Source organism: Saccharothrix sp. NBAS 001, from assembly GCF_056640475.1.
The window spans coordinates 1,639,263-1,665,019 of the sequence record NZ_CM153251.1 but is presented as its reverse complement, the minus strand read 5'-3'; the positions used below and the strand labels follow the sequence as shown (position 1 = coordinate 1,665,019).

General features: G+C 73.2%; 15 protein-coding genes. 8 read left to right on the top strand and 7 right to left on the bottom strand.

Annotation, left to right across the window (positions count from 1 at the left end; genetic code table 11):
• The 6 genes from AC0HI0_RS07380 (at window position 1) to AC0HI0_RS07355 (ending at window position 17,250) form a co-directional block, all read left to right on the top strand.
• On the top strand, window positions 1-3,246 hold the full coding sequence (locus AC0HI0_RS07380) for an amino acid adenylation domain-containing protein (protein ID WP_480931511.1): 3,246 nt from the start codon (window positions 1-3) through the stop codon (window positions 3,244-3,246).
• Window positions 3,243-4,532 (top strand): MFS transporter, encoded by a 1,290-nt coding sequence (locus tag AC0HI0_RS07375; RefSeq protein ID WP_480931510.1) that lies wholly within the window; start codon window positions 3,243-3,245, stop codon window positions 4,530-4,532. Before AC0HI0_RS07380 ends, AC0HI0_RS07375 begins: the two co-directional genes overlap by 4 nt.
• Window positions 4,529-8,914, top strand: coding sequence for a non-ribosomal peptide synthetase family protein (locus tag AC0HI0_RS07370; protein WP_480931509.1), 4,386 nt, complete (start codon window positions 4,529-4,531; stop codon window positions 8,912-8,914). The genes AC0HI0_RS07375 and AC0HI0_RS07370 overlap by 4 nt, the downstream gene beginning before the upstream one ends.
• A gap of 2 nt (window positions 8,915-8,916) precedes the next feature.
• On the top strand, window positions 8,917-9,918 hold the full coding sequence (locus AC0HI0_RS07365; RefSeq protein WP_480931508.1) for a class I SAM-dependent methyltransferase: 1,002 nt from the start codon (window positions 8,917-8,919) through the stop codon (window positions 9,916-9,918).
• A gap of 10 nt (window positions 9,919-9,928) precedes the next feature.
• On the top strand, window positions 9,929-12,121 hold the full coding sequence (locus AC0HI0_RS07360) for a PQQ-dependent sugar dehydrogenase (protein ID WP_480931507.1): 2,193 nt from the start codon (window positions 9,929-9,931) through the stop codon (window positions 12,119-12,121).
• A gap of 299 nt (window positions 12,122-12,420) precedes the next feature.
• On the top strand, window positions 12,421-17,250 hold the full coding sequence (locus AC0HI0_RS07355; protein ID WP_480931506.1) for a DUF4082 domain-containing protein: 4,830 nt from the start codon (window positions 12,421-12,423) through the stop codon (window positions 17,248-17,250).
• Window positions 17,251-17,352: 102 nt separating this feature from the next.
• On the opposite strand, the gene AC0HI0_RS07350 is transcribed toward AC0HI0_RS07355, so the two are convergent.
• Window positions 17,353-18,000, bottom strand: a complete 648-nt coding sequence (locus AC0HI0_RS07350; protein ID WP_480931505.1) for a hypothetical protein — start codon at window positions 17,998-18,000, stop codon at window positions 17,353-17,355.
• A 134-nt stretch (window positions 18,001-18,134) separates the two neighbouring features.
• Between AC0HI0_RS07350 and AC0HI0_RS07345 the strand changes: the two genes are divergently transcribed.
• Window positions 18,135-18,980, top strand: a complete 846-nt coding sequence (locus tag AC0HI0_RS07345) for an ATP-grasp domain-containing protein (RefSeq protein WP_480931504.1) — start codon at window positions 18,135-18,137, stop codon at window positions 18,978-18,980.
• Between the two features lie 6 nt (window positions 18,981-18,986).
• Here AC0HI0_RS07345 and AC0HI0_RS07340 read toward each other — a convergent pair whose 3' ends face one another.
• The 5 genes from AC0HI0_RS07340 to AC0HI0_RS07320 all read right to left on the bottom strand — a co-directional run bounded on the left by AC0HI0_RS07340 (window position 18,987) and on the right by AC0HI0_RS07320 (window position 23,260).
• Entirely contained in the window at window positions 18,987-19,343 is a 357-nt protein-coding gene (locus AC0HI0_RS07340) for an Imm8 family immunity protein (protein ID WP_480931503.1), read from the bottom strand.
• 91 nt (window positions 19,344-19,434) lie between these two features.
• Window positions 19,435-20,091: a hypothetical protein gene (locus AC0HI0_RS07335; protein WP_480931502.1), complete on the bottom strand. Its 657-nt coding sequence runs from the start codon at window positions 20,089-20,091 to the stop codon at window positions 19,435-19,437.
• 474 nt (window positions 20,092-20,565) lie between these two features.
• The gene (locus AC0HI0_RS07330) at window positions 20,566-21,435 is read right to left on the bottom strand and encodes an LLM class F420-dependent oxidoreductase (RefSeq protein ID WP_480931501.1); all 870 of its coding nucleotides are present in this window, start codon (window positions 21,433-21,435) and stop codon (window positions 20,566-20,568) included.
• A 51-nt stretch (window positions 21,436-21,486) separates the two neighbouring features.
• Window positions 21,487-21,717 (bottom strand): hypothetical protein, encoded by a 231-nt coding sequence (locus tag AC0HI0_RS07325; protein WP_480931500.1) that lies wholly within the window; start codon window positions 21,715-21,717, stop codon window positions 21,487-21,489.
• A gap of 46 nt (window positions 21,718-21,763) precedes the next feature.
• A complete protein-coding gene (locus AC0HI0_RS07320; RefSeq protein WP_480931499.1) occupies window positions 21,764-23,260 on the bottom strand; it encodes a serine/threonine-protein kinase in 1,497 nt (498 codons plus the stop codon).
• Window positions 23,261-24,087: 827 nt separating this feature from the next.
• Here AC0HI0_RS07320 and AC0HI0_RS07315 point away from each other — a divergent pair.
• Window positions 24,088-24,795 carry a PP2C family protein-serine/threonine phosphatase gene (locus AC0HI0_RS07315; RefSeq protein WP_480931498.1) on the top strand — a complete coding sequence of 236 codons (708 nt, stop codon included), beginning with the start codon at window positions 24,088-24,090 and terminating at the stop codon, window positions 24,793-24,795.
• 247 nt (window positions 24,796-25,042) lie between these two features.
• On the opposite strand, the gene AC0HI0_RS07310 is transcribed toward AC0HI0_RS07315, so the two are convergent.
• Complete coding sequence (locus AC0HI0_RS07310; protein WP_480934265.1) at window positions 25,043-25,579, bottom strand: TetR/AcrR family transcriptional regulator; 537 nt, start codon at window positions 25,577-25,579, stop codon at window positions 25,043-25,045.
• Window positions 25,580-25,757 lie beyond the last annotated feature (178 nt).

The following is a 25,757-nucleotide window of genomic DNA, read 5'->3' as shown; positions in this document are numbered from 1 at the left end:
ATGACCGACCCCGACGCCGGGTCCGCCGCGCGCAAGCGCGAACTGCTGGCCCGCAGGCTGCGCGAGCGCGCGGCCAAACCGGCCGCCTACCCGCTCTCCTTCGGCCAGCAGCGGCTGTGGTTCCTGGACAAGTTCTCGCCGGGCGGCGCGGTCTACAACATCCCGCTGGCGCTGCGCCTGCGCGGGGCGGTCGACCGGGGCGCGCTGCGCCGGGCGCTGGACGGCGTCGTCGCCCGGCACGCCGCGCTGCGCACCACGTTCCCGGACTCCGGCGGCGAACCCGTCCAGCTGGTCGCGCCGACCGGGACGGCCGAACTGACCGAGCACGACCTCGCCGACCGGGCCGTCCCGGACAGCGGGCGGGACGCGGCGGCGCAGGAGTTCGCCGACCGGCGCGGCGCGGACGGGTTCGACCTGCACCGCGGGCCGCTGTTCCGGACCAGCCTCGGCCGGTTCGCCGACGACGACCACGTGCTGGTGCTCAACCTGCACCACATCGTGTCCGACGCGTGGTCGCTGTCGGTGCTGCTGGCCGAGATCGGCGAGGGCTACGCGGCCGCGGTCGAGGGCCGCGACCCGGTGCTGCCGGAGCTGCGCCTGCAGTACCCGGATTTCGCGGTGTGGCAACGGGACCGGATGGGCGACGAGATCGCCACCGGCCACCTGGAGCACTGGGCCGGGCACCTGGCGGGCGCGCCCGAGCTGCTGACCCTGCCGACCGACCGGCCCCGACCGGCCGTGGCGACCTACCGGGGCGCGCTGCACCCGGCGGACGTCCCGGCCGCCGACCTGGCCGCGCTGGAGGGCTTGGCCCGCGCGCACGGCGCGACCCTGTTCATGGTGCTGCTGGCCGGTTTCGCGGCCCGGCTGGGCCGGCTGGCGGGCCAGCGGGACGTCGTGGTGGGCACGCCCGTCGCGGGCCGCTCGCACGCCGACCTCGAAGGGCTGATCGGGTTCTTCGTCAACACGCTGGCGCTGCGCGCGCACGTGGGCGGCGACCCGACGTTCAGCGAACTGCTCGGCCGCGTCCGGGATTCCACAGTGGATGGTCTGGCGCACGCCGACCTGCCGTTCGAGCGCCTGGTGGAACACCTGAAGCCGCAACGCAGCCTGGGCCACGCGCCGCTGTTCCAGGCGCAGCTCATCCTCCAGAACACGCCACCGCTGGCGTTCGACCTGCCCGGCCTGCGGATGACGCCGCTGACCCCCGACCCCGGCGTGTCCAAGTTCGACCTCACGCTGGCCGTGGAGCACCGGGGCGACGCGCTCGGGCTCGGCGTCGAGTACAGCACCGACCTGTTCGACCGGGCCACCGTCGCCGACTTCACCGACCGGCTGATCGCGCTGCTGGTCGCCGCCGCCGCGGACCCGGGCAAGCGGATCTCCGAGCTGGACGCGCTGACCGGCGTCCGGCGCTGGGAGGTGCTGGAGGGCTACAACGACACCGACCTGCCGCTGCCCGCCGCGACCACCGCGCTCGACCTGATCCCGCGCGCGGACACCGTCGCCGTCTCCGGCGCGGACGGCACCACCCTGACCTACGACGAACTCGACCGGCGCGCCGGTCACGTCGCCGCGCTGCTCCAGCGGCACGGCGTGCGGCCCGGTTCGCTGGTGGCGCTGCACCTCCCGCGCACGCCGGACCTGGTCGCGGCCGTCCTCGGGGTGTGGAAGGCGGGCGCGGGGTACGTGCCGCTGGACCCCGGCTGGCCCGGCGACCGGCTGGCGCTGATGCTCGCCGACTCCGGCGCGGCGGTCCTGCTCACCGACCCGGCGCTGGACCCGCTGGCCTTCGACGGCCCGGTCCTGGCGCTGGCCGACGCCGAACCCGCCGCGCCGCGGGCGGTCCCGGTCTCCGGCGACGACCTCGCCTACGTCATCTACACCTCCGGCTCGACCGGCACGCCCAAGGGCGTCGAGGTGCCGCACCGGGCCGTGGTGAACCTGCTGACGACGTTCCAGCAGCTGTTCGCGCTCGGCCCGGAGGACCGGCTGGCCGCCGTGACCACGCTGTCGTTCGACATCTCGGTGCTGGAACTGCTGCTGCCGCTCACGGCCGGCGCGGAAGTCCTGGTGGTGCCGGGCGGGACGGCGGGCGACGGCGTCGCGCTGCGGCGGCTGCTGGCCGAACGGGGGGTGTCGGCGTTGCAGGCCACCCCCGCGACGTGGCGGCTGCTGCACGCGGCCGGCGGCGTCCCGGAGACCGTCACGACCCGGATCAGCGGCGGCGAGGCGCTGCCCCGCGACCTCGCCGACGACCTGCTGACCGACGAATCGCTGCTGTGGAACGTCTACGGCCCCACCGAGACCACGGTGTGGTCGGCGGCCGGCCTGGTCGACCCGTCGCCCGCGCCGGTGGTGATCGGCCCGCCGATCGGCAACACCCGGCTCTACGTGCTCGACGGCCGGCTGGAGCCGGTACCGCCGGGGGTGGTCGGCGAGCTGCACATCGGCGGCCTGGGCGTGGCGCGCGGCTACCACGACCGCCCGGCGCTGACCGCGAGCCGGTTCGTGCCCGACCCGTTCGCGCGCACCCCGGGCAGCCGGCTGTACGCGACCGGCGACCTGGTGCGGCACCGGTCGGACGGGACGCTGGAGTTCCTCGGCCGGGCCGACCACCAGGTGAAGGTGCGCGGCTTCCGGATCGAGCTGGGCGAGATCGAGGCGGCCCTGCTCACCTCCGGCGAGGTCCGCGAGGCCGTGGTGGTCACCCGCGACGCCCGGCTGGTCGCCTACCTGGTGCCGGAGAAGCGCTCCGACGACCTGTGGGCGCGGCTGCGCGCCGAACTCGCGCTGCGGCTGCCCGAGTACATGCTGCCCGCGACCGCCGTGCTGCTGGACGCGTTCCCGCTGACCCCCAACGGGAAGATCGACCGCAACGCCCTGCCGGAACCCACCTGGACGCCGCAGGGCGAGCGGGTCGGGCCGCGCGACGCCGTGGAGGAGGTGCTGGCGGGGATCTGGCGCGAGGTGCTGGACCTGCCGGACATCGGCGTGCACGACGACTTCTTCGCGCTGGGCGGCCACTCGCTGCTCGCCGCGAAGGCCCTGGCCAGGGTGCACGGCGCGTTCTCGGTGACGGTGCCGATCGGCCGGATGTTCGCCGCGCCCACCGTCGCCGGGATGGCCACCGCACTGGTGGCGCTGGACGAGCCGGGGCGCATCGCCGCCGTCGCCGAGCTGCGCGTGCAGCTCGCCGGGATGACCAACGAGGAGATCGAAGCCATGCTCGGGGAGGCACCGTGAAGCGGTTCGCCGTGGTCTGGGCCGGACAGCTCGTCTCGGTCATCGGGTCGGCGCTGACCGCGTTCGTGCTCGGGGTGTGGGTCTACCTCGGCACGGGATCGGTCACGCAGTTCGTGCTCATCCAGTTCTGCGCGGTGCTGCCGGGCATCCTGCTCGCGCCGTACGCGGGCGCGTTCGCCGACCGGTACGACCGCAAGAAGATCATGCTGTTCGCGGACAGCGGCGCGGGTGTCGTGACGGTGTTCCTGCTCGTCGCGGTCAGCACGGACTCGCTGGCGGTGTGGCAGATCTACCTCGCCTCGGCGCTCACCGCCACGCTGAACTCCTTCCACATCATCGCCTACCAGGCGCTGGTGCCCGCGCTGGTGCCGCAGAAGCACCTGGGCCGGATCAACGGCCTGATGCAGATCACCCAGGGCGTGCAGATCGCCGCGCCGCTGGTGGCGGGCGCGCTGCTGGGCCTGGTGGGGTTGCGCGGCGTGCTGGTCATCGACCTGGTGACGATGGTGTTCGCGGTCGGCGCGCTGCTGGCCGCCCGGCTGCCGGTGGTCACCGGGGACGGCGCGAAGGGCGGCGGCAAGCAGGGCATCGGGGCGGGCCTGCGGTGGCTGCGCGGCGCTCCGGGGCTGTTCACGCTGTGCGCGGTGTTCGGCGTGTGGAACTTCCTGTTCGCCATCGCGGGCGGGCTGGTGCAACCGCTGATCCTGTCGTTCTCCGGCCCGGCGACGCTGGGCGTGCTGATGGCGGCCGGCGGCAGCGGGCTGTTCATCGGCGGCCTGGTGATGGGCGCGTGGGGCGGCCCGAAGCGCCGGGTCCAGGGCATCTACCTCGGGCTGGGCCTGGGCGGGGTGTTCCTGGTGCTGCACAGCCTCGCGCCCTCACCGTGGCTGATCGGCATCGCCGCGCCCGCGTTCCTGTTCACCTTGCCGCTGATGAACACGTGCTGCGTGACGCTGTTGCAGACCAAGGTCGACCCGGCGGTGCTCGGCCGGGTGCTGGCGGTGGTGCGGATGATCAGCACGGCCGCGATGCCGGTCGCGTTCCTGCTGATCGGCCCGCTGTCCGACGGCGTCGCCGAGCCGCTGATGGCGCCCGACGGCGCGCTGGCCTCCACGGTCGGCGCGCTGATCGGCACCGGCGAGGGCCGGGGCATCGCGCTGATCTTCCTGGTGGTCGGTGTGCTGATGTTCGCGCTGACCGCCTACGCCTGGTCGCGGCCCCGGCTGCGGACCGTCGACGACCTGCCGGACCCGGTGGCCGAAACGCCGGAAAGGACCCTCCAGTGACCGACGCCGACCAGCGCCAGAAGCTGCTGGACCGCCTGCTCGCGCAGCGCGGTCTGGCCGCCGTCCGGCAGGAGGTGCCGCGCCGGCCCGAGGGCGCGGCCGTCCCCCTGTCCGGCAACCAGCGCGGCCTGTGGCTGACCGACAAGCTCGGCTTGGACGCGGGCGCGTACGCCATGTTCGCGCCGATCCGGGTCACGGGCGAGGTCGACCCGGAACGGCTGCGCGCGGCGGCGGCCACCGTGGTCGGCCGGCACGAGGCGTTGCGCACCCGGATCGCCGAGCGCGACGGCGTGCCGGAGCAGGTCGTGGCGACCGATCCGGTGTTCGACTTCGCCGTGGTGGACCTGGCCGACCGCGACCTGTCCGAGGTCGTGGTGTCCGAAGTGGACGCCCCGTTCGACCTGGAAGCCGGTCCCCTGCTGCGGGTCCGGCTGGTCCGGATCGCGCCGGACGACCACGCGGTGCTGTTCGTCGGCCACCACATCATCTGCGACGAGGTGTCGCTGTCCGTGGCCGCGTGGGAGACCGGCGACGTCTACCAGGGCGTCGACCCGGGCCCGGCGGGCGCGCAGTTCCCGGACTACGCGCACTGGCAGGCGGGCCGGCTCGCGGAAGGCGAGCGGCAGCGGCAGCTCGACCACTGGGCGCAGCGGCTGGCGGGCGCGCCGGACGTGCTGGACCTGGCCGCCGACCGGCCGCGCACCCGGCACCGGACGGTGTCCGGCCGCACCCACCGGTTCACCCTGCCGGTCGAGCTGACCACCGGCCTGGCCGACCTGTCGCGGGCCCACGGCTGCACGACGTTCGCCGGTCTGCTCGCGGCGTTCTCGCTGCTGCTGGGCCGCCGAGCGGGCGTGGACGACCTGGTGATCGGCTCGCCCACCACGCACCGGCCGTTCCCCGAGCTGGAGCGCTCGGTCGGCATGTACGTCACCACGACCGCGCTGCGGGTGGACCTGTCCGGCGACCCGACCGTCGCCGAACTGCTGCGACGCGCCAGGACCACCGCCGTCGACGCGCTCGACCACGCCGAGGTGAGCTTCGACGAGGTGGCCGCGCGGGTCGCACCGCGCCGCGACCTCGCCCACCACCCGCTGTTCCAGGTGATGCTGGTGCTCGCCCGGGGTGGCGGCCGAGGCACGTGGGCCGGGATGCCGGCGGGCCCGCTGCCCGTCGACCGCAACACCAGCCGGTTCGACATCACCCTGCACGTCCGCGAGACCGAGGGCGCGTGGGACGCGCAGTTCGACTACAGCACCGACCTGTTCGAGCCGGACACCGTCGCGCGCCTGGCCGACCACCTGCTCGCCGCGCTGGCCGCGCTGATCGCGCACCCCGAGGCCCGGCTGTCCGAACTGGACACCACCGCCGAGGCGGACCGGATCGCGGCGGAGGCGCTCAACGGCGGCCCGGTCGCGCCGGCGACCGGCGTGCTGGCCCGGATCGCGGAGCAGGTCGCCGCGCACCCGGACACCACCGCCGTGCTCGCGCTCGACCCGGCCGGCAGCGCGGTGGCCGAGCTGACCTTCGCCGAGCTGGACCGCCGCGCGAACCACGTGGCGCACGCCCTGGCGGCGCGCGGCGTCGGCCCGGAGACACCGGTCGGGTTGGCGCTCACCGCGGGCCCCGACGCGCTGGTGGCGCTGCTGGCGGTGCTCAAGGCGGGCGGCGCGTACGTGCCGCTGGACCCGGCGCACCCGCCGGCCCGGCTCGCCGGGCTGCTCGCCGACTGCGCCGCGCCGGTGGTGATCGCCGCGCCGGCGGGCCGCGACCGGTTCGCCGACTACGCCGGCGAGGTGCTGGTCACCTCGGACGAGGCGTTCACCGGGGAGGCCGCCGGGCCGCCGGCGGTGGACGTGCCGGCGGGCGGGTTGGCCTACGTCATCTACACCTCGGGCTCGACCGGCGTGCCCAAGGGCGTGCAGGTGCAGCACGACACCCTGGCCAACCTCACCCGCGCGTTCGTCGACCTGCACGACTTCGGGCCGGGGCAGCGGATCCTGATGGTCCCGCCGCTGAGCTTCGACGCGTCGGTGGGCGACGTGTTCCCGGCGTGGTGCGCGGGCGCGGCGGTGGTCGTGCACCCGGAGCCCGCCGCCGTGGACGGGCCGGAGCTGCTGCGGCTGTGCGCCGAGCACCGGCTGACCGCCGTGGACGGGCCCGCGCCGCTGTGGCGGCGGTGGGTGGCCGACCTGGCGGGCGTGACCGACACCGGTGGTCCGCTGCGGGTGATGATGATCGGCGGCGAGGCCGTGCCGCCGCAGGCCGTCGCGGACTGGGCCAAGGCGACCGGTGTCGAGCTGGTCAACCACTACGGCCCCACCGAGACCACGGTGTGCGCCACGGCCCACCGCACGCTCGACGCCTCCGAGGTCGACCACCGGGCGGCGACGCTGCCGATCGGCCGGCCGCTGGACGGCGTGCGCGCCTACGTGCTCGACGCCGACCTGCGGACCTCGCCGGTGGGCGTGCCCGGCCAGCTGCACATCGGCGGGATCGCGCCCGCGCGCGGCTACCGCAACGACCCGGCGCGCACCGCCTCGGCCTACCTGCCGGACCCGACCGTGCCGGGCGGGCGGATGTACCGCACCGGCGACCTGGTCCGGCTGCTGGCCGACGGCACGCTGGAGTTCCTGGGCCGGGTGGACGACCAGGTGAAGCTGCGCGGGCACCGGATCGAGCCGGGCGAGGTGCGGGCCGCGCTGCTCAAGCACCCCGGGCTGGCCGACGCGGCGGTGGCCGTGCGGTCGGAGACCCTGGTGGCCTACGTCGTGCCCCGGCCCGGCGAGGACGCGCCCGCGCTGGACGAGCTGCGCGCGTTCTGCGCCGAGCACCTGCCGGAGGCGATGCTGCCCGGTGCCCGGGTCGTGCTCGACGAGCTGCCGCTGACCGCGCACAGCAAGGTGGACGTGGCCCGGCTGCCCGAGCCGGACCTCCAGGCCGCGCCGTACGAGCCGCCGCAGACGCCCGTGGAGCGGGTGCTCGCGGAGGTCTGGGGCGAGGTGCTCAACGCCCCGCTGGTCGGCCGGCGGGACACGTTCTTCGGGCTGGGCGGGCACTCGCTGGTCGCCGCCGCCGTGCTGGCGAAGGTCCGCGCGGTGCTCGGTGTCGCGGTGCCGCTGCGCGCCCTGTTCGCCACCGCCGACCTGGCCGAGCTGGCCCGCGTGGTCGAGGAGGCCGCCACGTCGGACCACACGTTCGCCCAGCGGTACCGGACGGGCCTGCCGTCGGCCGACGAGATGTGGGCCGACGCCCGGCCACCGGACGACATCGTGGCCGAGCACCCGGTGCGCACCGGTCCGCCGCAGCGGGTGCTGCTCACCGGGGCGACCGGCTTCCTGGGCGCGCACCTGCTGGGCGAGCTGTTGACCCGGTCCGACCTGGAGGTCCACTGCCTGGTGCGGGCTGCGTCGCCGGAGGCCGCGGGCGAGCGGCTGCGGGAGAACCTGCGCCGGGCCCGGCTGGACCTGCCCGAGGACCGGCTCGCCCGGATCGTGCCGGTGCCCGGCGACCTGTCGAAACCGCTGCTGGGCCTGGGCGGACGCGGGTTCGACGCGCTCGCCGAGAGCGTGGACGCGATCTACCACAACGGCGCGCTGCTCAACTTCGTGCTGACCTACCGGCAGATGATGCCGTCGCTGGTCGGCAGCACGGCGGACATCCTGCGGCTGGCCACCAAGTACGCCACCAAACCGCTGCACCTGACCTCCACGCTCGGCGTGTTCCTCGGCACGAACTACGACGGCAGGCTGATCTTCGAGACCGACCGGCCGGACGACCCGACCGGTCTGGACACCGGCTACAACACGGCCAAGTGGGTGGCCGACATGATGGGCCTGCTGGCCCGCGACCGGGGTGTGCCGGTGTCGGTGCACCGGATGGCCGCGATCGTCGGCGACGTGCGCACCGGCACGGCCAAGACCGAGTCGTACCTGAGCCGGCAGATCCGGACCTGCGCGGCGACCGGGGTCGTGCCGCGCACCACCGACGTGATCGACATGCTGCCGGTGGACCGGTTGGCGGGCGCCATCGCGGGCCTGTCGCTGCGGCCCGAGCTGCACGGCCGCGATTTCCACTACTACCGAGCGGACGGCTTCGGCTACCCGGACCTGGGCGACGTGCTGACCTCCCTGGGGTGGCCCACCCGGGTGCTGGAGTACCCGCAGTGGCGGGCCCGGATGATGGACGCCCCGGACAGCCCGTTCGGCCCGCTGGCCTACGGGCTGACCACCTCCGGCCGGCCCGAGCCCCGGTTCGACACGTCCGCCACCTGGCGGGCGGCGGCCGAGTGCGGCGTGGAGTTCCCGCCCGCCGACGCCGAGATGATCACCCGTCACATCGAGTTCCTGGCCCGCGCGGGCGTCATGCCGGAGAGGTCCTGACCATGCCACTGAACCTGCCCCCGGACGAGGGCCCGCCGTCGTTCCCGGACCTGCTCACCACCGCGGGCTACCGCGCGATGGCGGCGGCGCTGCGGCTGGGCGCGTTCGCCGCGCTGGCCGGCGGTCCGCTGTCCGGGCCGGACCTCGCGGCGAAGCTGGGCACCGATCCGCGCGGCACCGGGCTGCTCGCCGACGCGCTGGTCGCGTTCGGCTACCTGGAGCACGGCCGGGACGGCTACGCCAACACCGCGCCGACCACCAAGTGGCTGTCCGACAACGGGTACAGCCAGGTCGACCGGTTCTGGTCCACGGTGCTGTTCGAGTCCTGGGGCGAGCTGGAGGAGTCGGTCCGGACCGGCCGGCCCGCGCTGGACTTCTACCGCTGGCTGGCCGGGCGGCCGGAGACGCTGGCCCGGTTCCAGGGCATGCTCTCCGGGCTGGCCGACGCCATCGTGCCGGAGGCCACCGAGGTCGTGCCGGTCGGCGAGCGGCTGCTGGACGTGGGCGGCGGGCACGCCAAGTACTCGATCGGGCTGTGCGCGGCGCACCCGGACCTGCGGGCGACCGTGGTCGACCTGCCGGACGCGCTGGCCGTCGGCGGCCGGGCGGTGGCCGAAGCGGGGCTGTCCGACCGGATCACGTTGCGCGAGGGCGACTACGACGAGATCGACCTGGGCTCGGACTACGACACCGTGCTGCTGTTCAACGTCGTGCACGGCCGCACGCCGGAGGCCAACCGCGCCCTGCTGGCCCGGGTCGCGGCGGCGTTGAAGCCGGGCGGCGCGGTGGTGCTGCTGGAACAGGACGAGCATTCCGACGACCCGTCGTCCGACGTGTTCGCGCGGGTGTTCAGCCTCAACCTGTTCCACGGGCAGGGCGGACAGGTCTACGCTGCCGAGGAGATCGGATCCTGGCTCACCGACACGGGTTTCCCGGACACGACCACGCATTCCCTGCGTTCGGTGTCCGGTCAGTCGCTCATCATCGGCCGGAAATCTCCTTAAGGGGCACGGAATGCGCTCGCTGGTGGTCGTCGTCGCCTTGCTGCTGACCGGAATTCCGGCCTACGCGAACGCGGCGTTCAGCCTGAAGGTGAACTTCTCGGACCAGGCGACGACACCACCGGTGGGGTACGCGCGCGATTTCGGCGAGGCGTACGGCATCCGGGCCGGCGGCCACACCTACGGCTGGGTGGCGGTCGGCACGACCACCCCGCTCAACCTGGTGGGCAACGGGCGCAACCGAGGCACACCGGACGTGCGGCTGGGCACCCTGATGCACGCCCAGCTCCCGGCCGGCTCGGCGGGCGTGCCGACGCCGGGGAGCTGGGAACTGGCCGTGCCCGACGGCGTCTACTCGGTCACCGTCGCGGTGGGTGACGCCGGCACGGCCCTGGACAGCACGCACTACGTCGACATCGAGGACCAGAACGGGGTCGCCGCGTTCAAGCCGACCTCGTCGGTCAAGCACGCGCTCGCGACCCGCGTGGTCACCGTCGCCGACGGCCGGCTCACGCTCAGCCCGCGCGCGGGGACCAACAGCAAGTTCGACTACGTGGACGTCGACGAGGTCGTCGGTGCCGCCGCCCGGCCCTCGGTGCGCACGGCCACCCCCGCGAACCTGGCCACCGGGGTGCCGCCGACCTCCAGCGTGGTGGCCGATCTCCGGCTGCCGGCGGGCGCGGTGGACCCGGCGTCGCTCAACGGCACGTCGGTGCGGCTGACGAAGGTCTCGGACGGCAGCGCGGTGCCCGCCAACGTGATCACCAGCGGCGGCGGCGACGTGGTCAACCTCTCCCCCACCGCGCCGCTCGCGCCGCAGACGCTGTACCGGTTCGACGTGACCGACGGCGTGCGGGACGTGGCGGGCAACCGGTTCCAGCCGTGGTCGTCGGTGTTCACCACCGGCACGGCGGGCGGCGGCGGCGCCATCGCGTTCGACCAGGTGGTCGGGGTCGCGACCGGCGCGGCGTTCACCAGCGTCGCGGTCGGGCCGGACGGCCGGCTGTACGCGGCGACGTTCACCGGGCAGATCCACCGGTTCCCGGTCAACGCGGACGGCACCCTCGGCACCGCCGCGGTGATCGACACGGTCCGGGCGCACGCCACGGCGGCCGGGCTGCCCGGTGCGCCCAACCGCACGGTGATCGGGATGGCGTTCGACCCGACCTCCGCGCAGCCGGTGCTGTGGATCACCGACAACTTCGGCGGCACGGCCAACGCGCCGGACTGGTCGGGCAAGATCGCCCGGCTGAGCGGCCCGGACCTGGGCACCTACACCGAGGTCGTCACCGACCTGCCGCGCTCGATCAAGGACCACGAGTCGAACTCGCTGGCGTTCGGCCCGGACGGCGACCTGTACCTGTCGCAGGGCTCGATGAACGCCATGGGCGCGGCCGACTCCACGTGGGGCAACAGGTCCGAGCACCTGCTGAGCGCGGCGGTGCTGCGGCTGCGCCCGGCGCGCCTGCCGGCGGTGCTGCCGGTGAACGTGCGCACCGAGGCCGGTGGCAGCTACAACCCTTATGCGGCAACGGCTCCGCTCACCATCCACGCGACCGGCGTGCGCAACGCCTACGACCTGGTGTGGCACCGCAACGGGCACCTGTACGTGCCGACGAACGGTTCGGCGGCCGGCGGCAACGCCCCGGCGACCCCGACGCCGCTGCCCGCCTCGTGCTCGTCCCGCCCGGACGGCCCGTACACCGGCCCCCCGGTGCCGGCGGTCACCAACAACCCCGACGCCGAGACCGACTACGTGTTCGACGTGAAGGCGGGCCGCTACTACGGCCACCCCGCGCCGGTCCGGTGCGAGTGGGTGCTCGCGGGCGGCAACCCGACCGCCGGCACCGACCCGTTCCAGACCGCCGCCTACCCGGTGGGCACCCGGCCGGACCGCAACTTCGACCTCGCGGGCACCTACGACGCCGGGTTGCACGCGTCCGCCGACGGCGCGATCGAGTACCGGGGCGGGGCGTTCGGCGGCCGGCTGGACGGCAAGCTGCTCGTGGTCCGGTACTCCTCGGGGCAGGACATCGAGACCTTCGACGTGGCACCGGGCGGGGCGCTGTCCAACCGGACCACCGGGATCACCGGCCTGACCGGGTTCAACCAGCCGCTGGACGTCACCCAGCACCCCGGCAGCGGGCACCTGTACGTGACCGAACTCGGCGCGAGCCGGATCACCCTGCTGCGCGCCCGGTCCTGAGACCGGCGGGGAACACGCTCCGCAACCGCCGATCGGCGGCTGCCGCCCGGACCGGACCGCGAGGCTACCGGCGAGTCTCCCCCGTTTCGGGCAGCGCCTGGGCCGAGGGGAGTAGTGCCGGCGGGCGCGGCCGGTCCTGCCGCGGCACCGCTCATCGGCGGTTCCCGTTGCGCTGCAAACGTTCCCGGCGGCCGGTGGAATGGTCGGTTGTCCGAATGGCACCGTAACGGTCGGTGTCCTCCTGCCGATTCCCGCCGTGTACCGGGACGGTCGATGTCCCGGAGGGGAGAGGCGAGACCATGTCGTTACCGGGCGCTGCCCGCCACAGATCCCGCGCGGTGTTGGCGAGGGTGGTAGCACTCGTCGTCTTCACCGCCGCCGTCGTCGCCCCACCGGTCTGGTTCGCACCCGTCGCGATGGCCGCTCCGTGCGATCCGCCCGTGGTGAACAAAGTCCTCTGCGAGAACCTGAAGGAGGGCGCGCTGGACTGGCAGGTCCCGTCCCGCGACGACACCATCCTCGGTTTCACCACCGACATCAGCGCCACGCCCGGCGGCCAGGTGCAGTTCAAGATGCTCACCAGCGCGCCCGCCTACACCATCGACATCTTCCGCCTCGGCTACTACGACAACCGGGGCGCCCGGTACGTCGACACCGTGCGGCGGACGACCCCGCAGAGCCAGCCGCCGTGCCTGCGCGACGCCCCGACCGCGTTGAACGACTGCGGCAACTGGGCGGTCTCGGTGACCTGGAACGTGCCGGCCGACGCGGTCTCGGGCATCTACTACGCTCGGCTGACCCGCGACGACAACGGCCTCCAGAACGAGATCGTGTTCGTCGTGCGCGACGACACCAGCCACTCCAAGATCGTGTTCCAGACCTCGGACTCCACCTGGGTGGCCTACAACCGGTACCGGGGCAACTCGCTGTACTTCGGCGACGGCCCCGGCCAGGGCGGCCAGGCGTACAAGGTGAGCTACAACCGTCCGTACACCGGCGGTGACGGCGACGAGAACTTCATCTTCAACGCCGAGTTCCCGATGCTGAAGTTCCTGGAGCGCAACGGCTACGACCTGAGCTACACCACCGACGTGGACACCGCGCGGCGCGGTCAGCTGATCAAGAACCACAAGGTGTTCATGGCGGTCGGCCACGACGAGTACTGGTCCAACGAGCAGCGCGCGAGCGTCGAGGCCGCGCGGGACGCCGGGGTGCACCTGGCGTTCATGACCGGCAACGAGATCTTCTGGAAGACCCGCTGGGAGAAGAGCACCGACTCGTCCCAGACCGACTGGCGCACCCTGGCGTCGTTCAAGGAGACCAAGGGCACCCAGGACGACGGCCTGCCGGACTGGACCGGCACCTGGCGCGACCCGCGCCACCCCGAGCAGGACGGCGGACGCCCGGAGAACGCGCTGCTGGGCAACATCTTCTCGGTCAACGGCCGGCGCGACGACGCGCTCCAGGTCCCGGCCGCGTACGGCAAGATGCGGCTCTGGCGCAACACCGACCTCCAGAGCATGGCCTCCGGCACCACCCACACGTTCAAGGCCGGCACGCTGGGCTACGAGTGGAACAAGGTCCCGGACAACGGCGAACAGCCGGCCGGTGTCGCGCAGCTGTCGCGCACGACGGTGGCCATGAACGACGGGCCGTACATCCTCCAGAACCACGGCGACCTGTACGCCCCCGGCACCGAAACCCACGCGCTGACCTACTACAAGCACCCGTCGGGTTCGCTGGTGTTCGGCGCGGGCACGGTGCAGTGGGCGTGGGGCCTGGACGACGAGCACGCGTTCCTCACCAACACCCCGACCTCCGACATCCGGATGCAGCAGGCCACGGTGAACCTCCTGGCCGACATGGGGGTGCAGGCGGGTTCGCTGATGCAGGGCCTGTTCCAGACCGGTGGCATCACCGACACCGCCGCGCCCGTGGTCACCTACACCACCGTGCCGACGGTGTCCACCGTGGGCAAGCAGTACACGTTCGAGGGCAACGTCACCGACGCGGCCGGGCAGGTCGCGGGCGTCGAGGTGTCCACGGACGGCGGTGTGCGCTGGCACCCGGCCGAGTGGCAGGCGGGCCAGACGAAGTGGAAGTACACCTACACGCCCGCCGTGTCCGGCCCGGCGCAGCTGCGGGTGCGCGCGGTGGACGACTCGCTGAACCTGTCGACGCCCGTGTCCGCGTCACCGGGTGTCGGCGCGCGCGTCTGCCCGTGCGGCATCTTCGCCGACCACGAGAGCCCCAAGACCCCGGACAGCGCGGACGGTTCCGCGCTGGAGCTGGGCGTCAAGTGGCGTGCGAACACCGACGGTTACGTCCGCGGCGTCCGGTTCTACAAGGGCCCCAACAACGCCGGCACGCACACCGGCACCCTGTGGGGTCCCGACAAGCGGCAGCTGGCCACCGGGACGTTCGTCAACGAGACCCCGAGCGGCTGGCAGACCCTGCTGTTCCCGGTGCCGGTCGCGGTGAGCGGCGGCACGACGTACGTGGTGTCCTACCTGTCCCCCACCGGGCACTTCTCGGTCGACACCGAGTACTTCAGCCGCACCTCGAAGTACCTCGAACCGCTGACCGGCCTGCAAACCGGGGTGGACGGCAAGAACGGCGTGTTCCGGGGCGGCGCGGGCTACCCCGAGGGCACCTCGCAGGACAGCAACTACTGGGTCGACGTGGTGTGGGCGCCGGACCCCGGCCCCGACACCCGCGCGCCCGAGCTGACCGCGACCACGCCGCAGAGCAGCGCGGCGAGCGTGTCGCTGAACCCGACGCTGACCGCGACCTACGACGAGGCGGTCAACCCGAGTTCGCTCCAGTTCACCCTGACCGGGCCCGGCGGGGCGGCGGTCGCGGGCACCTCCTCGGTGACCCCCAACGGGTTGACGGCGCAGTTCAAGCCGGACAACCCGCTGACGCCGGGCACCGCGTACACCGCGTCGGTGCGGGTGCGGGACGCGGCGGGCAACCAGACCGCGGCGCACACCTGGCCGTTCACCACGGGCGCGCTGCGCCCGGCGGCGTGCCCCTGCACGGTGTGGGACGACTTCGTCGACCCCGAGGTGCTCAGCGCGCCGGAGAACACACCGGTCGAACTCGGCACCAAGGTCCGGTTCAACGGCAAGGGCGAAGTCCTGGGCGTCCGGTTCTACAAGAGCGCGGGCAACGGCGGCACGCACACCGGGTCGCTGTGGTCGTCCACCGGTCTGCTCCTGGCGACCGGGACGTTCAGCGGCGAGACCGCGAGCGGGTGGCAGACGTTGACGTTCACCTCCCCGGTGGTCGTGCAGGCCAACACCACCTACGTCGTGTCGTACTACGCGCCGCAAGGCCACTACTCGGCGACACCGTCCTACTTCACCAAGGGCGCGTCGTACAACGCGTTGCGCGCGTTGGCCGGCGGGGTCGACGGGCCCAACGGCGTGTACCGGTACAACAGCAGCGGGTTCCCGACGTCGAGCCACAACTCGACGAACTACTGGGTCGACGCGATCTACCGCAACGGCCTCAACGGCGACACCACGCCGCCGACGCTGAACACCCGCACACCCGCCGAGAACGCGACCGGCGTCGGGCTCGGATCGCCGCTGTCGCTCGGGTTCTCCGAGGCGATGGACCCGGCGTCCACGCAGATCTGGCTCACCGATCCCGGCGGCGGCACGCTGGCCGGCACGGTCGCGCTCTCCGGCGACCAGAAGACCGTGACGTGGACGCCCACCGGGGCGTTGAAGCCCAACACGAAGTACAAGGCGTCGGTGCTCGTCGCGGACGTCAACGGCAACGCGATGGCCGACACCGCCGAGTGGACGTTCACCACGACGACCACACCGGCCTGTCCGTGCTCGCTGTTCAGCACGGCGACCGTGCCGGACGTGACGGCGGCGCAGGACACCGGCCTGTACGAGTTGGGCGTCCGGTTCACGCCGACGCGCAGCGGCAAGATCACCGGGGTCAAGTTCTACAAGGGGCTGGAGAACACCGGCACGCACACCGGCACCCTGTGGACCCGTACCGGCTTGCCGCTGGCGACCGGCACGTTCACCGGCGAGACCGCGAGCGGGTGGCAGACCTTGACCTTCGCCCAGCCGGTCGTGGTCGCGCCGGGTCTGACCTACGTCGCGTCGTACACCGCGCCGAGCGGCCGGTACGCGATCAACGCGGGGTACTTCCAGACCACGGGCGTGGACGCGCCGCCGTTGCGGGCGTCGCAGACCGGGTACGACAACCCCAACGGCGTGTTCATGGTCGGCGGTGGCTTCCCGAACCTGAGCCACCAGGGCAACAACTACTGGGTGGACGTCGACTACGTGCCCAGCAGCGACGCCACGCCGCCCGCGCACACCGGCCACACGCCGCTCAGCGACGCCGTGTCGGTGGGCCTCACCAGCCAGGTGACCGCCTCGTTCGACGAGCCGATCGACCTGACCAACACCACGTTCGCGGTCACCGACCCCGGTGGCGCGACCATCCGGGGCCAACTGTCCCGTTCGGCCGACCAGCAGACCGTCGTGTGGGCCCCGGACGCGCCGTTGGCGGGCTCCACCAGGTACACGGTGACGGTGGTGGCGGCGGACGCCGGCGGCAACGTCATGGTCAGCCCCGTGACGTGGTCGTTCACCACGGCGGCGGCGAGCGGCTGTCCGTGCTCGCTGTTCAGCGCGGCCACCGTACCCACGGTGCCGGCGACCACCGAGACGGCGGCCTACGAGCTGGGTGTGCGGTTCACGCCGGCGGTGAACGGGTTCATCACGGGCGTGAAGTTCTACAAGGGCAACGACAACACCGGGCAGCACAAGGGTTCGGTGTGGTCGGTCGACGGGACGCTGCTCGCGACCGGCACGTTCAGCGGTGAATCGGCGTCGGGGTGGCAGACCTTGACCTTCGCGACACCACTGGCGGTCACCGCGGGGACGCAGTACATCGCGTCCTACCTGGCGCCCAACGGGCACTACTCGGTCAACGAAGGCTACTTCGCGGGTCGCTCCGTGACCTCGCCGCCGCTGACCGCGCCCGCGACGGTGGAGGGAGCGCTCAACGGCCTGTACCGGGTCGGCGAGGGCTTCCCGAACACCAGCTACCAGGGCAACCACTACTGGGTCGACGTGGTCTTCACGACGAACTAGCCCACCGGCGGCAGGAGGCCCCCGCCTCCTGCCGTCCGGCCTACCGCGGGCCCCGCGCCACCTACCGGCGCGGGGCCCGCCGCGTTCCCGGGGCGGGTCGTCCTACCCGGCGGTGTCGCGCAGGACGGGCAGCCCGGCGACCAGGCGCTCGTGCAGCGCCTCGCCGTCCACCCCGCCCTCGCCGTCGAGCACCTCGGGCACGAACACCTCGGCCGCCGGGCGCCCGGCGTTGTCGACCTTCTCCGCGCCCAGGTCGGATTCACCCAGGTAGTGCGGCAGGAACAGGCTGCCCGACAGGGTGCCGCCCACGAAGTCGGGGCCCGCCTCGGCCTGCCACACCTGGGCGACCGCGCGCAGGTCGCCGTGGAAGGACAGGTACTTGTCGGTGTACTGGCTGAACACGACCTCGGCGGTGGTGTTGCCGGTGACCACGATCTTCGTGTCGCAGGTGGTGTGCAGGCCCGACACCTTCAGGTCGCCGAGCACGATCAGCGCCGCCGCGCCGTCGTCCACGTCGTAGAGGCTGCCCGACACCGTCAGGTCGCCGTCGACCACGTAGCCGATGTCCCACTCCGCGTACTCTTCGTCCCAGGGGTGGTTTTCCTCGCTGTTGAGCGGGAAATTTCCGTCGACGGTCACGTTCCCGCTGTGCAGGACGTACTCGCCCTCGTACAGGTTCTCCCAAGTGGACCGTGGCAGACCGCGCCGCTCGAACAGGCCGGTGACTTCGTCCCACGGTATGTACCGCATGTTCACCGCCGCAACCTACACCGGCCCGCCGGGCCGCCAGAGCGGAACGCGCATGATCGTCACGTTCCGCCGGCACCGCACCCGCGCCGGGAAATCCTCGGCGACCGCCGGGGACCGCCTGACACCATCGGCCCATGCTGCTGCTCGTGCCCGGCGACGTCCTGCGCCCCCGCCGCCCCGACGACCACTTCGCCGAGGAGGCGGCCGCCGCGCGGGCGGCCGGGATCGAGGTCGCGGTGGTCGACCACGACGCCCTGGCCGAGCCCGGCGGCGCGGACCACGCGGTCGGCCGGGTGCCGGCGGGCGACGACGCCGTCTACCGGGGTTGGATGCTGCGCAGCGAGCACTACGCGGCCTTCGCCGCCGCACTGGCCAAGCGCGGCGTCACCCTGCGCACCTCTCCCGAGCAGTACCGCCGGGCGCACGAACTGCCCCACTGGTACCCCGGCCTGGCCGCGCACACCCCTGAATCGACGTGGACCACCGGCGTCGACCGGGACGCCTTCGACCACGCCCGGCGCGGACTGGGCCCCGGCCCCGCCGTGCTGCGCGACCACACCAAGTCGATGAAGCACCACTGGCACGAGGCGGCGTTCATCCCCGACCTGGGCGACCCGGACGCGGCCTGGGCCGTCGCGAGCCGGTTCCGCGAACTCCGCGACGACGAGTTCACCGGCGGTTTCGTGCTGCGCCGCTTCGAGGAGTTCGCCTCCGCCGAGGTGCGCACCTGGTGGGTCGACGGCGTGTGCCGGCTGACCGGCCCGCACCCCGACACCCCGCACGACCTGCCGCCCACCACCCCCGACCTCGTGCCGCTCGCGCCCCTCATCGCCGCCTTGGACGTGCCGTTCGCGACCGCCGACCTGGTGCTGCGCGCCGACGGCCGGTGGCGGCTGGTCGAACTCGGCGACGGCCAGGTCTCCGACCGGCCGGCCGCCGTCACGCCCGAGGCGCTGGTCACCGTGCTCGCGTCCCGCTGATCCCGGTCACGCGGGCGGGCGGTCCTCGGACTCCCGGTGGCCGTACCGGCCGAGCTGCGCGGCGACCTCCGGCCAGTCGGCCCCCGTGCACCTGGTCGCCAGGCGGTGGAAGAAGGCTTGCAGCACGGTCCAGTCGAAGCCGTCCACGACCAGGTGGTGGCGACCGGGCGTGGGCCCGGCGCGCCGGACCAGGTCACGCAGCCAGGCGGTCGTGCCGACGGTGAAGTCGAACGACTCCTCCCCCGCCCCGCCGGCCGGCCCGGCGGTCACCCGGACCAGGAACGCGAACCGGTCGGGGTCCTCGGGCGCGAACGTGTCCGGGTCGATGTCGGGCGAGTGCAGGTGGCGGACCTCGGCGTGCACGGCTGCCTCCCTCGGGTGGTCGGACCGGGATCATCCGCCACCGGCAGCGGTTCGCGCCGGTGCCACGCGGGCGGCGTGGCACCGGCGGCGGTCAGAGTCGGATCCGCCCGCAACCCCGCACCACCGGCCGCGCGCCCCGGATCTTCTTGGGCTGCCCGGCGCCGAGCCCGGCCCGGACCTTGCGCAGCCCGAGTTCGCGGGCCAGCCGGCGGGGTTCGTCGAAGGTCAGGCACGAGTAGAGGGTCCGCCGGGCCGGGCCGTCGCCCTCGGGCAGGCCGACCTCGTAGACCTCGATCTCGTCGCGGTACACCAGCAGGCTCACCGCGCCCTCGTCGTCGCCCGAGGTGGCGTGCGCGACGTAGACCGAGACGCCCTCGCACTCGGCCCACCGGTCCAGCCGGTACTCCGCCAGGGCGGCGTGGTCGGCCATCGCCTTGCGCTTGTTCTGCGCCGCGATCAGCGCGCACGCACCGCCCTCGTACCGCGCCCACGGCACCACCTCGACCTCGATCCCGAACTCGGCGATCTTGCGCTCGCCCGCCCGGATCGACTGCCGCACACCGCGCGGCACGTCGGCCAGGTCGCCGAGGACGACCTCCGGCGGGTAGTCGAAGTCCTCGTACTGGACCAGCCACCGCACCGGCCCGAACACCGCGTCGGCCAGTGCCTGCTGCCGCTGGTCGAAGTAGCCGAAGAACGCCTCCCGCCCGGCCAGCTCGTCCCGGCACGCCGCGCCGACCGCCCGCACCGGCGGCGGTGTTCACCAGCAGCAGCACGGTGAAGAACGCGGGCGGAGCCGACGTGTGCTGACTGATCCAGATCGGCATGGCCACGACGAGCAGCGCGTCGCTCATCACCAGCACCGCGTTGACCAGCGACACGACCGCGAACGCCCGGTCGCGCAACACCGGCAGCTTCGGGCCGGCGGCGTAATCCCCGCCACACCCGCCGCAAGATCCCGAAACCGGCCCCGATCCGGTGAACCACACACATGGGACGACCAGCACGGCGGTCCGGGTACATCGACTTGTGCGCGGCCGGCGCGGCTCGGACAGCGGCTTCCACTTCGGACACGTTCGACTCGGTGGTGGACATCGCGGACGGGTCACCACACGCCCGTTCCACCGATCGAGGAGCCCGACCCGCCAGGACACCACCCGTTCGAGCGCGAAAACGCCCCCCACCAGTCCGCTGTGGACCGATGAGGGGCGTCGTCCGCCGCTTACAGCTCCTTGAGCCTCGGCACGAGCGGCGCGGCGACCTGCTCCACCCACTGGGCGGGGGTGTCGCCCGGCGGTACCAGGATCACCGTGTCGATGCCGAGTTCGGCGTAGTCGGCCACGTCCCGGACGAACTCGTCCAGGGTGTCGACCCCGGGCGCGGGCCGGTAGGTGAGGGTCTTGTCGATGGTCGAGATGTCGCGCCCGAACTTGTCGCAGTGCCCGCGCAGCACGTCGAGCTTGTGCCGCACCTGGTCCTTGTCGCCCGCGAACAGGTTGCACGCGTCGGCGTACTGGGCGACCATCCGCAGCGTCTTCTTCTCGCCGCCGCCGCCGATGAGGATCGGCGGCCTGCGGATCGGCGACGGCGAGCACAGCGTCTCGGCGAGCTGGTAGTGCTTGCCCTCGAAGGACCCGTTGTCCTCCGGGTCCCACATCTGCGCGCAGATCCGCAGTGCCTCCTCCAGGCGTTCGAACCGCTCGGCGACCGGCGGGTACGGGACGCCCAGGCCCAGGTGCTCGCGCTCGTACCAGGCGGCCCCGATGCCGAGTTCGGCCCGGCCGCCGGAGAGCACGTCGACCGTGGCCACGATCTTGGCCAACAGCCCGGGGTGGCGGTAGGTGACGCCCGTGACGAGCAGGCCCAGCTGCACGTCGGTGGTGTGGGCGGCGAGGAAGCCGAGCGTCGTGTACCCCTCCAGCATGGGGTCGGTCGCCGGCTTGAACCCCTCCATCTGGAAGAAGTGGTCCATCACGGACAGCCGGGCGACACCCGCGGCGTCCGCCGCCTTGGCGACCTTCGCCAGTTCGGGCGCGATGCCGGCGGGGCCGGCGGGGACGGTGAATTCGATGACGTGGATTCCCAAGCGCACCCCCGCAGCCTAGAAGCTGGAGCGCACTCCAGCACAAGGGGGCGAACCCGTTCAGTCCGCCGGACCGCGCATCGTCAGCACGACCCGCAGCACGTGCTCGACGGCGGCCGGGAACACCGCGCCGCGCAGCTCACCCCTGGTCGCGAGGTTCCGCGAGGCGAACTCCACCATCCGGTCCGCGCCCATCCGGCGCACCACGAGCGCGGCGACCTCCTCCAGGTCGACCTCGGGGTGGTCGAGCCTGGCCAGCGCGAACTCGACCATCAGCTCCTCGTCGGTCACACCGCCCCCTCTCCGACCCGGTCAGCCTGGTCAACGGCGCAGGCGGCTAACGGGTTCCCTGGCACGCGCTGATCAGCGCGTCACCGTCGGTGGCGATCTTGTCGAGCATGGCCAGGAACTCGTCGCCGCCGCCGGTCAGCCCGTGCCCCAGCGCCGAGGTCAGGTCGCTCGCCATCGTCTCCACGGCCGCGCGCACCTCGTTGTTGGTCACCGCCCGGCCCGCTGCGGCGAGGCCCGTCGCGAGGTGCTGCAACCCGGCGACGCCGGACGTCCAGTCCTCGCCGCGCGGCAGTTCCTTGAACGCGTTGATGCTCGCGATGGCCTCCGCGCAGCCGTCGGCCAGCGTGTCGGCGGGCTTGGCCGCCCGGGTCGTGGTCGGCGCGATGGTGGTGGTCGTGGTCTGGCCTGCGTCGCCGAGCAGCCCGGTGGCCGCGTCCCAGACCTGCCGGGGCCCGACGGCGAGCACCAGCAGCGCCGCCGCGATGATCGCGAACCCCGCGAACAGCGCGCCGCGCCCACTGCCGCGGGCGGGCGCCCGGACCGGCCGGGCCCCGTAGTGCGTGGCCGGGCGGTCGATCCTGGTCTCGCCGACCCGGGCGGTGGGCACGTCGACGCGGGTGCCGGAGACCAGGGTCGCGGACGGCGCGGTGGAGCGGTAGGCGGACGCGTCGTAGGCGTCCAGCGAGGTGGCGACCGGCGAGGGCAGCCACCGTCCCGGCAGAACCGGCCCGGCCAGTCCGGCGACCTGCGCGATCACCTCGGCGGGCGACGGCCGTTCGGCGGGTTCCTTGGCCAGGCACCGGATCGCGACCGCCCGGACCTCCTCCGGGCACCCGTCCAGGTCAGGCGGTTCGCCGAGGATCCGGAAGAACATCGCCTCCCGGTTGCCCTCGCCGAACGCCGACCGGCCGGTGGCCGCGAAGACCGCCAGGTGGCCGAGCGCGAACACGTCCACGGCGGGCGTCACCGCGCGGCCACGCACCTGCTCGGGCGCCATGAACGCGGGCGTGCCCACGCTGATCCCGGTGCGGGTCAGCGAAGTGGCGGCGGCGGCGTGGGCGATGCCGAAGTCGATGACGCGAGGGCCGTCCTCGGCGAGCAGCACGTTGGCCGGCGTCAGGTCGCGGTGCACGATCCCGCACGCGTGCACCGCCGCCAGCCCTTCGGCGACCCCGGCGACCAGCCGGAGCACCGCGCCGACCGGGAACGGCCCGTGCTCGTGCACCGCGTGCCGCAACGACGGACCAGGCACGTAGGCCGTGGCCAGCCACGGAAGCGCAGCCGCCGGATCGGCATCCACGACCGGAACCGTGTACATGCCCTGAACGCGTTGCGCCGCAGCAACTTCCTGCGCGAACCGCCGCCGGAACTCCTCGTCCTCGGCATGCTCGACCCGGACGACCTTGACCGCCAACGCCCGTCCACCGGGGCTGAACGCGAGGTAGACCCGCCCCATCCCGCCGACACCGAGTCGAGCCCGCAGGACGTACCCGCCGACCTCGCGCGGGTCGTCGGCGGTGAGCGGGGCGAATCCGCCGGACATCCCACTCCCCCACCGGACGTGAATGGTCGACTACAGCGAAGTGTACGACGTACCGGGCTGTTCGGGGGCCTCTCCGCCGAACCTGACGGGCACGCCGGCGCGCAGGCGTTTTGGTCACCGGCCGGCCGGTGTCGGGTCGATCGAGCGGGGTGTGTGGGCGGGGTGGTCGAGGATGGCTCGGTGGGAGGGATTTGGGGGCGATGTGCGGGACGGATGGACCAAGCCGGCTTGAGCTGACCAGGTGGAGGGCCTGCTCTTGCTGTTCCGTGGCGTCGAGTGAGGCGACCACCGGTCGGTCTCGATGCCCGCCGAGCAGCGGTCTGTCAGGCGCGCTGGGCAGGCCACACGACCATTGGCCGGCGTCCAACCGACCTGCTCGTCCGCGTGCCTCACGTGAACGGGCCTCGACGCTGTCGGGAGGGGGTGCGGGTGGTGCGCACAGGAGCCGATTTCCGAGGCAACTGCTCGCCGGGCCGGGCGCCGGCCGAGATCGGCGAGATTCCTCAAGAACAACACCGACGCCCCTCTGCAGAGGCGGGAGGGAACAACCAGCCAATTCGGGACGAACCCCGGCCACGATGTCCTACCCAAGGGCTGATGACGACGGTACGACGTGACCGCCCCGAACCGACGTACCGGCCGGTAGTCGCTCGATCGTGGGTGGCCGATGACTGTTCGGCCGCTCCGCCGAGCCGGCCGGGCCGGTAGCGTCGGAAGGCGCGATCCGCCGTTCCCTTGTGCGCCAGCGGACGGGGGTGCCGTCCATGCCCGTGTCGTGTCCACCCCGACGTGTCCTCACGAGATCCCGGCGCGCGAGGATGCCGGTCATGACGACCATCCCGCCGGGCGCTCCCGGCACCGCGACATCCCAAGGTCCGCGCCGCGAGGTCAACGCCGACGCCCACGCGCTCGCCACGCACGGCGGGGTGACCGCCGCAGTGGTCGTGGACGGCACCGGCTCGACCCCCGAGGTGGCCGGCTTCGCCCACGTGGCCGCGACCGTCGCCGCCGGTGTCGCGGCGCGGCGTTTCTCGCCGGTGCTGGGCGTGGTCGCGGCCGCCGAGGTCTTCGGCGACCCGGTCGCGGGCAGCGTCCGGCCCGACGGCGCGATCGTGGCCGCCGCAGCGGCGGCCGGTCGGTACTGGCGCATCGCGTGGGCCGGCGACAGCGCCGCCTACGGCCTCAAGGACGACCGCACGCTGCACCGGTTCACCGTTCCGCACACCCAGGGACGGCTGCTGCGCGACCAAGGCGCAGACGAGCAGGAAGCCCGCCGCCACGACCACCAGCTCCTGCACAGCCTCGGCCGGGTGCCGGTCGGCGGCGTCGAGGCCACCGAGGCGGTGGCACGCCTGCTGGTGCTGGCCTCCGACGGCCTGGCCCTGCCCGACGACGAGTTCCTCGCGCTGCTCTCCGAACACGGCCACGAACCGCGGACCTGCGCCGAACGGCTGGTCACCGCCGCCCGACAGCACAGCGCCGACGACATCACGGTCGTCGTCGTCCCTCACCCCGACGCGCAGGAGGGGAGGTGACCACCATGGGAGACAAGAAAGACGACAATCCTCCGCCCGACGAGAGCCCGACCCAGGAGATCCCGAAGATACCCAAGTAGCCGACGGGCCGGTCGGCCGTCCTGGCGGCCGACCTGATCGGACGGCCGCGTGCCCGGCGACGCTCCGGTCGTCGGGCACGCGCGGGTCGCCAGAGCGTGGTGGCCCGGTCGGGTGACACCCCGTCACGCCACGCGACACCCCGAGGGCTCGCCCTACCTACGCGCCGTCAACGCCGGGCGATGCCCGTCAACACCAGGTCCGTGATCATGTTCGTGAAGTCACGGGACGCCGCTCGACCCGCCTGGATCGACCACGCCGCGCCGACCACCAACGAGTAGAACGCGTCACCGAGCCACGCCGGCGACAGGTCCGGACCGAACTCCCCCGCGTCCCGACCCCGCCGGAACAGCTCGACGATCCGCGCGTCGATGTCCGACCAGGCGACAGGTTCCTGCCCGGGGTCGGGTTCCTGGCTCTGCGAGTGCAACAACGCCAGATAAGGCGCCACCGGCTCGCACGCCGCCACCAGCCGACGCAACGCGTCCGCCGCCGAACCCTCACCCAAGTCCGCAGCGTCGAGCGCCTCCCGCATCTGCTCCGCCGCCAGACGCTCCAGGGCCGCGAACAGCTCCCCACGGCCCGCGAAGTGGCGGTGCAGGGTGGCGCGGCTGACCCCGACGGCCTTGGCCACCTCGTCCTGGGTGGCGTTGGGGCGTCGGCCGAGGAAGTCGGCTGCCGCGCGCAGCATCTGCTCTCGACTCATCGTCACCGAGCAAGTGTAGTAGCCCGCGATGAATCCGTCCCGAACGAGAGACCCTCATCTCTCATGAGACGAAAACGTCTCAAACGATGTACAGTCGGCTCGCACCCGACGCCGGCGCCCCCGCACTCGCGCCGGCCGCACGCCCACCGCACCCACCCCAGCGGCCACCGCCGCGCCC

What these genes read in the sequence shown, in the direction of transcription:
- AC0HI0_RS07380 (WP_480931511.1), top strand. Translation starts at nt 1, where the DNA reads ATGACCGACCCCGACGCCGGGTCCGCCGCGCGCAAGCGCGAACTGCTG.
- AC0HI0_RS07365 (WP_480931508.1), top strand. Translation starts at nt 8,917, where the DNA reads ATGCCACTGAACCTGCCCCCGGACGAGGGCCCGCCGTCGTTCCCGGAC.
- AC0HI0_RS07360 (WP_480931507.1), top strand. Translation starts at nt 9,929, where the DNA reads ATGCGCTCGCTGGTGGTCGTCGTCGCCTTGCTGCTGACCGGAATTCCG.
- AC0HI0_RS07355 (WP_480931506.1), top strand. Translation starts at nt 12,421, where the DNA reads ATGTCGTTACCGGGCGCTGCCCGCCACAGATCCCGCGCGGTGTTGGCG.
- AC0HI0_RS07350 (WP_480931505.1), bottom strand. Translation starts at nt 18,000, where the DNA reads ATGCGGTACATACCGTGGGACGAAGTCACCGGCCTGTTCGAGCGGCGC.
- AC0HI0_RS07345 (WP_480931504.1), top strand. Translation starts at nt 18,135, where the DNA reads ATGCTGCTGCTCGTGCCCGGCGACGTCCTGCGCCCCCGCCGCCCCGAC.
- AC0HI0_RS07320 (WP_480931499.1), bottom strand. Translation starts at nt 23,260, where the DNA reads ATGTCCGGCGGATTCGCCCCGCTCACCGCCGACGACCCGCGCGAGGTC.
- AC0HI0_RS07315 (WP_480931498.1), top strand. Translation starts at nt 24,088, where the DNA reads ATGACGACCATCCCGCCGGGCGCTCCCGGCACCGCGACATCCCAAGGT.
- AC0HI0_RS07310 (WP_480934265.1), bottom strand. Translation starts at nt 25,579, where the DNA reads ATGAGTCGAGAGCAGATGCTGCGCGCGGCAGCCGACTTCCTCGGCCGA.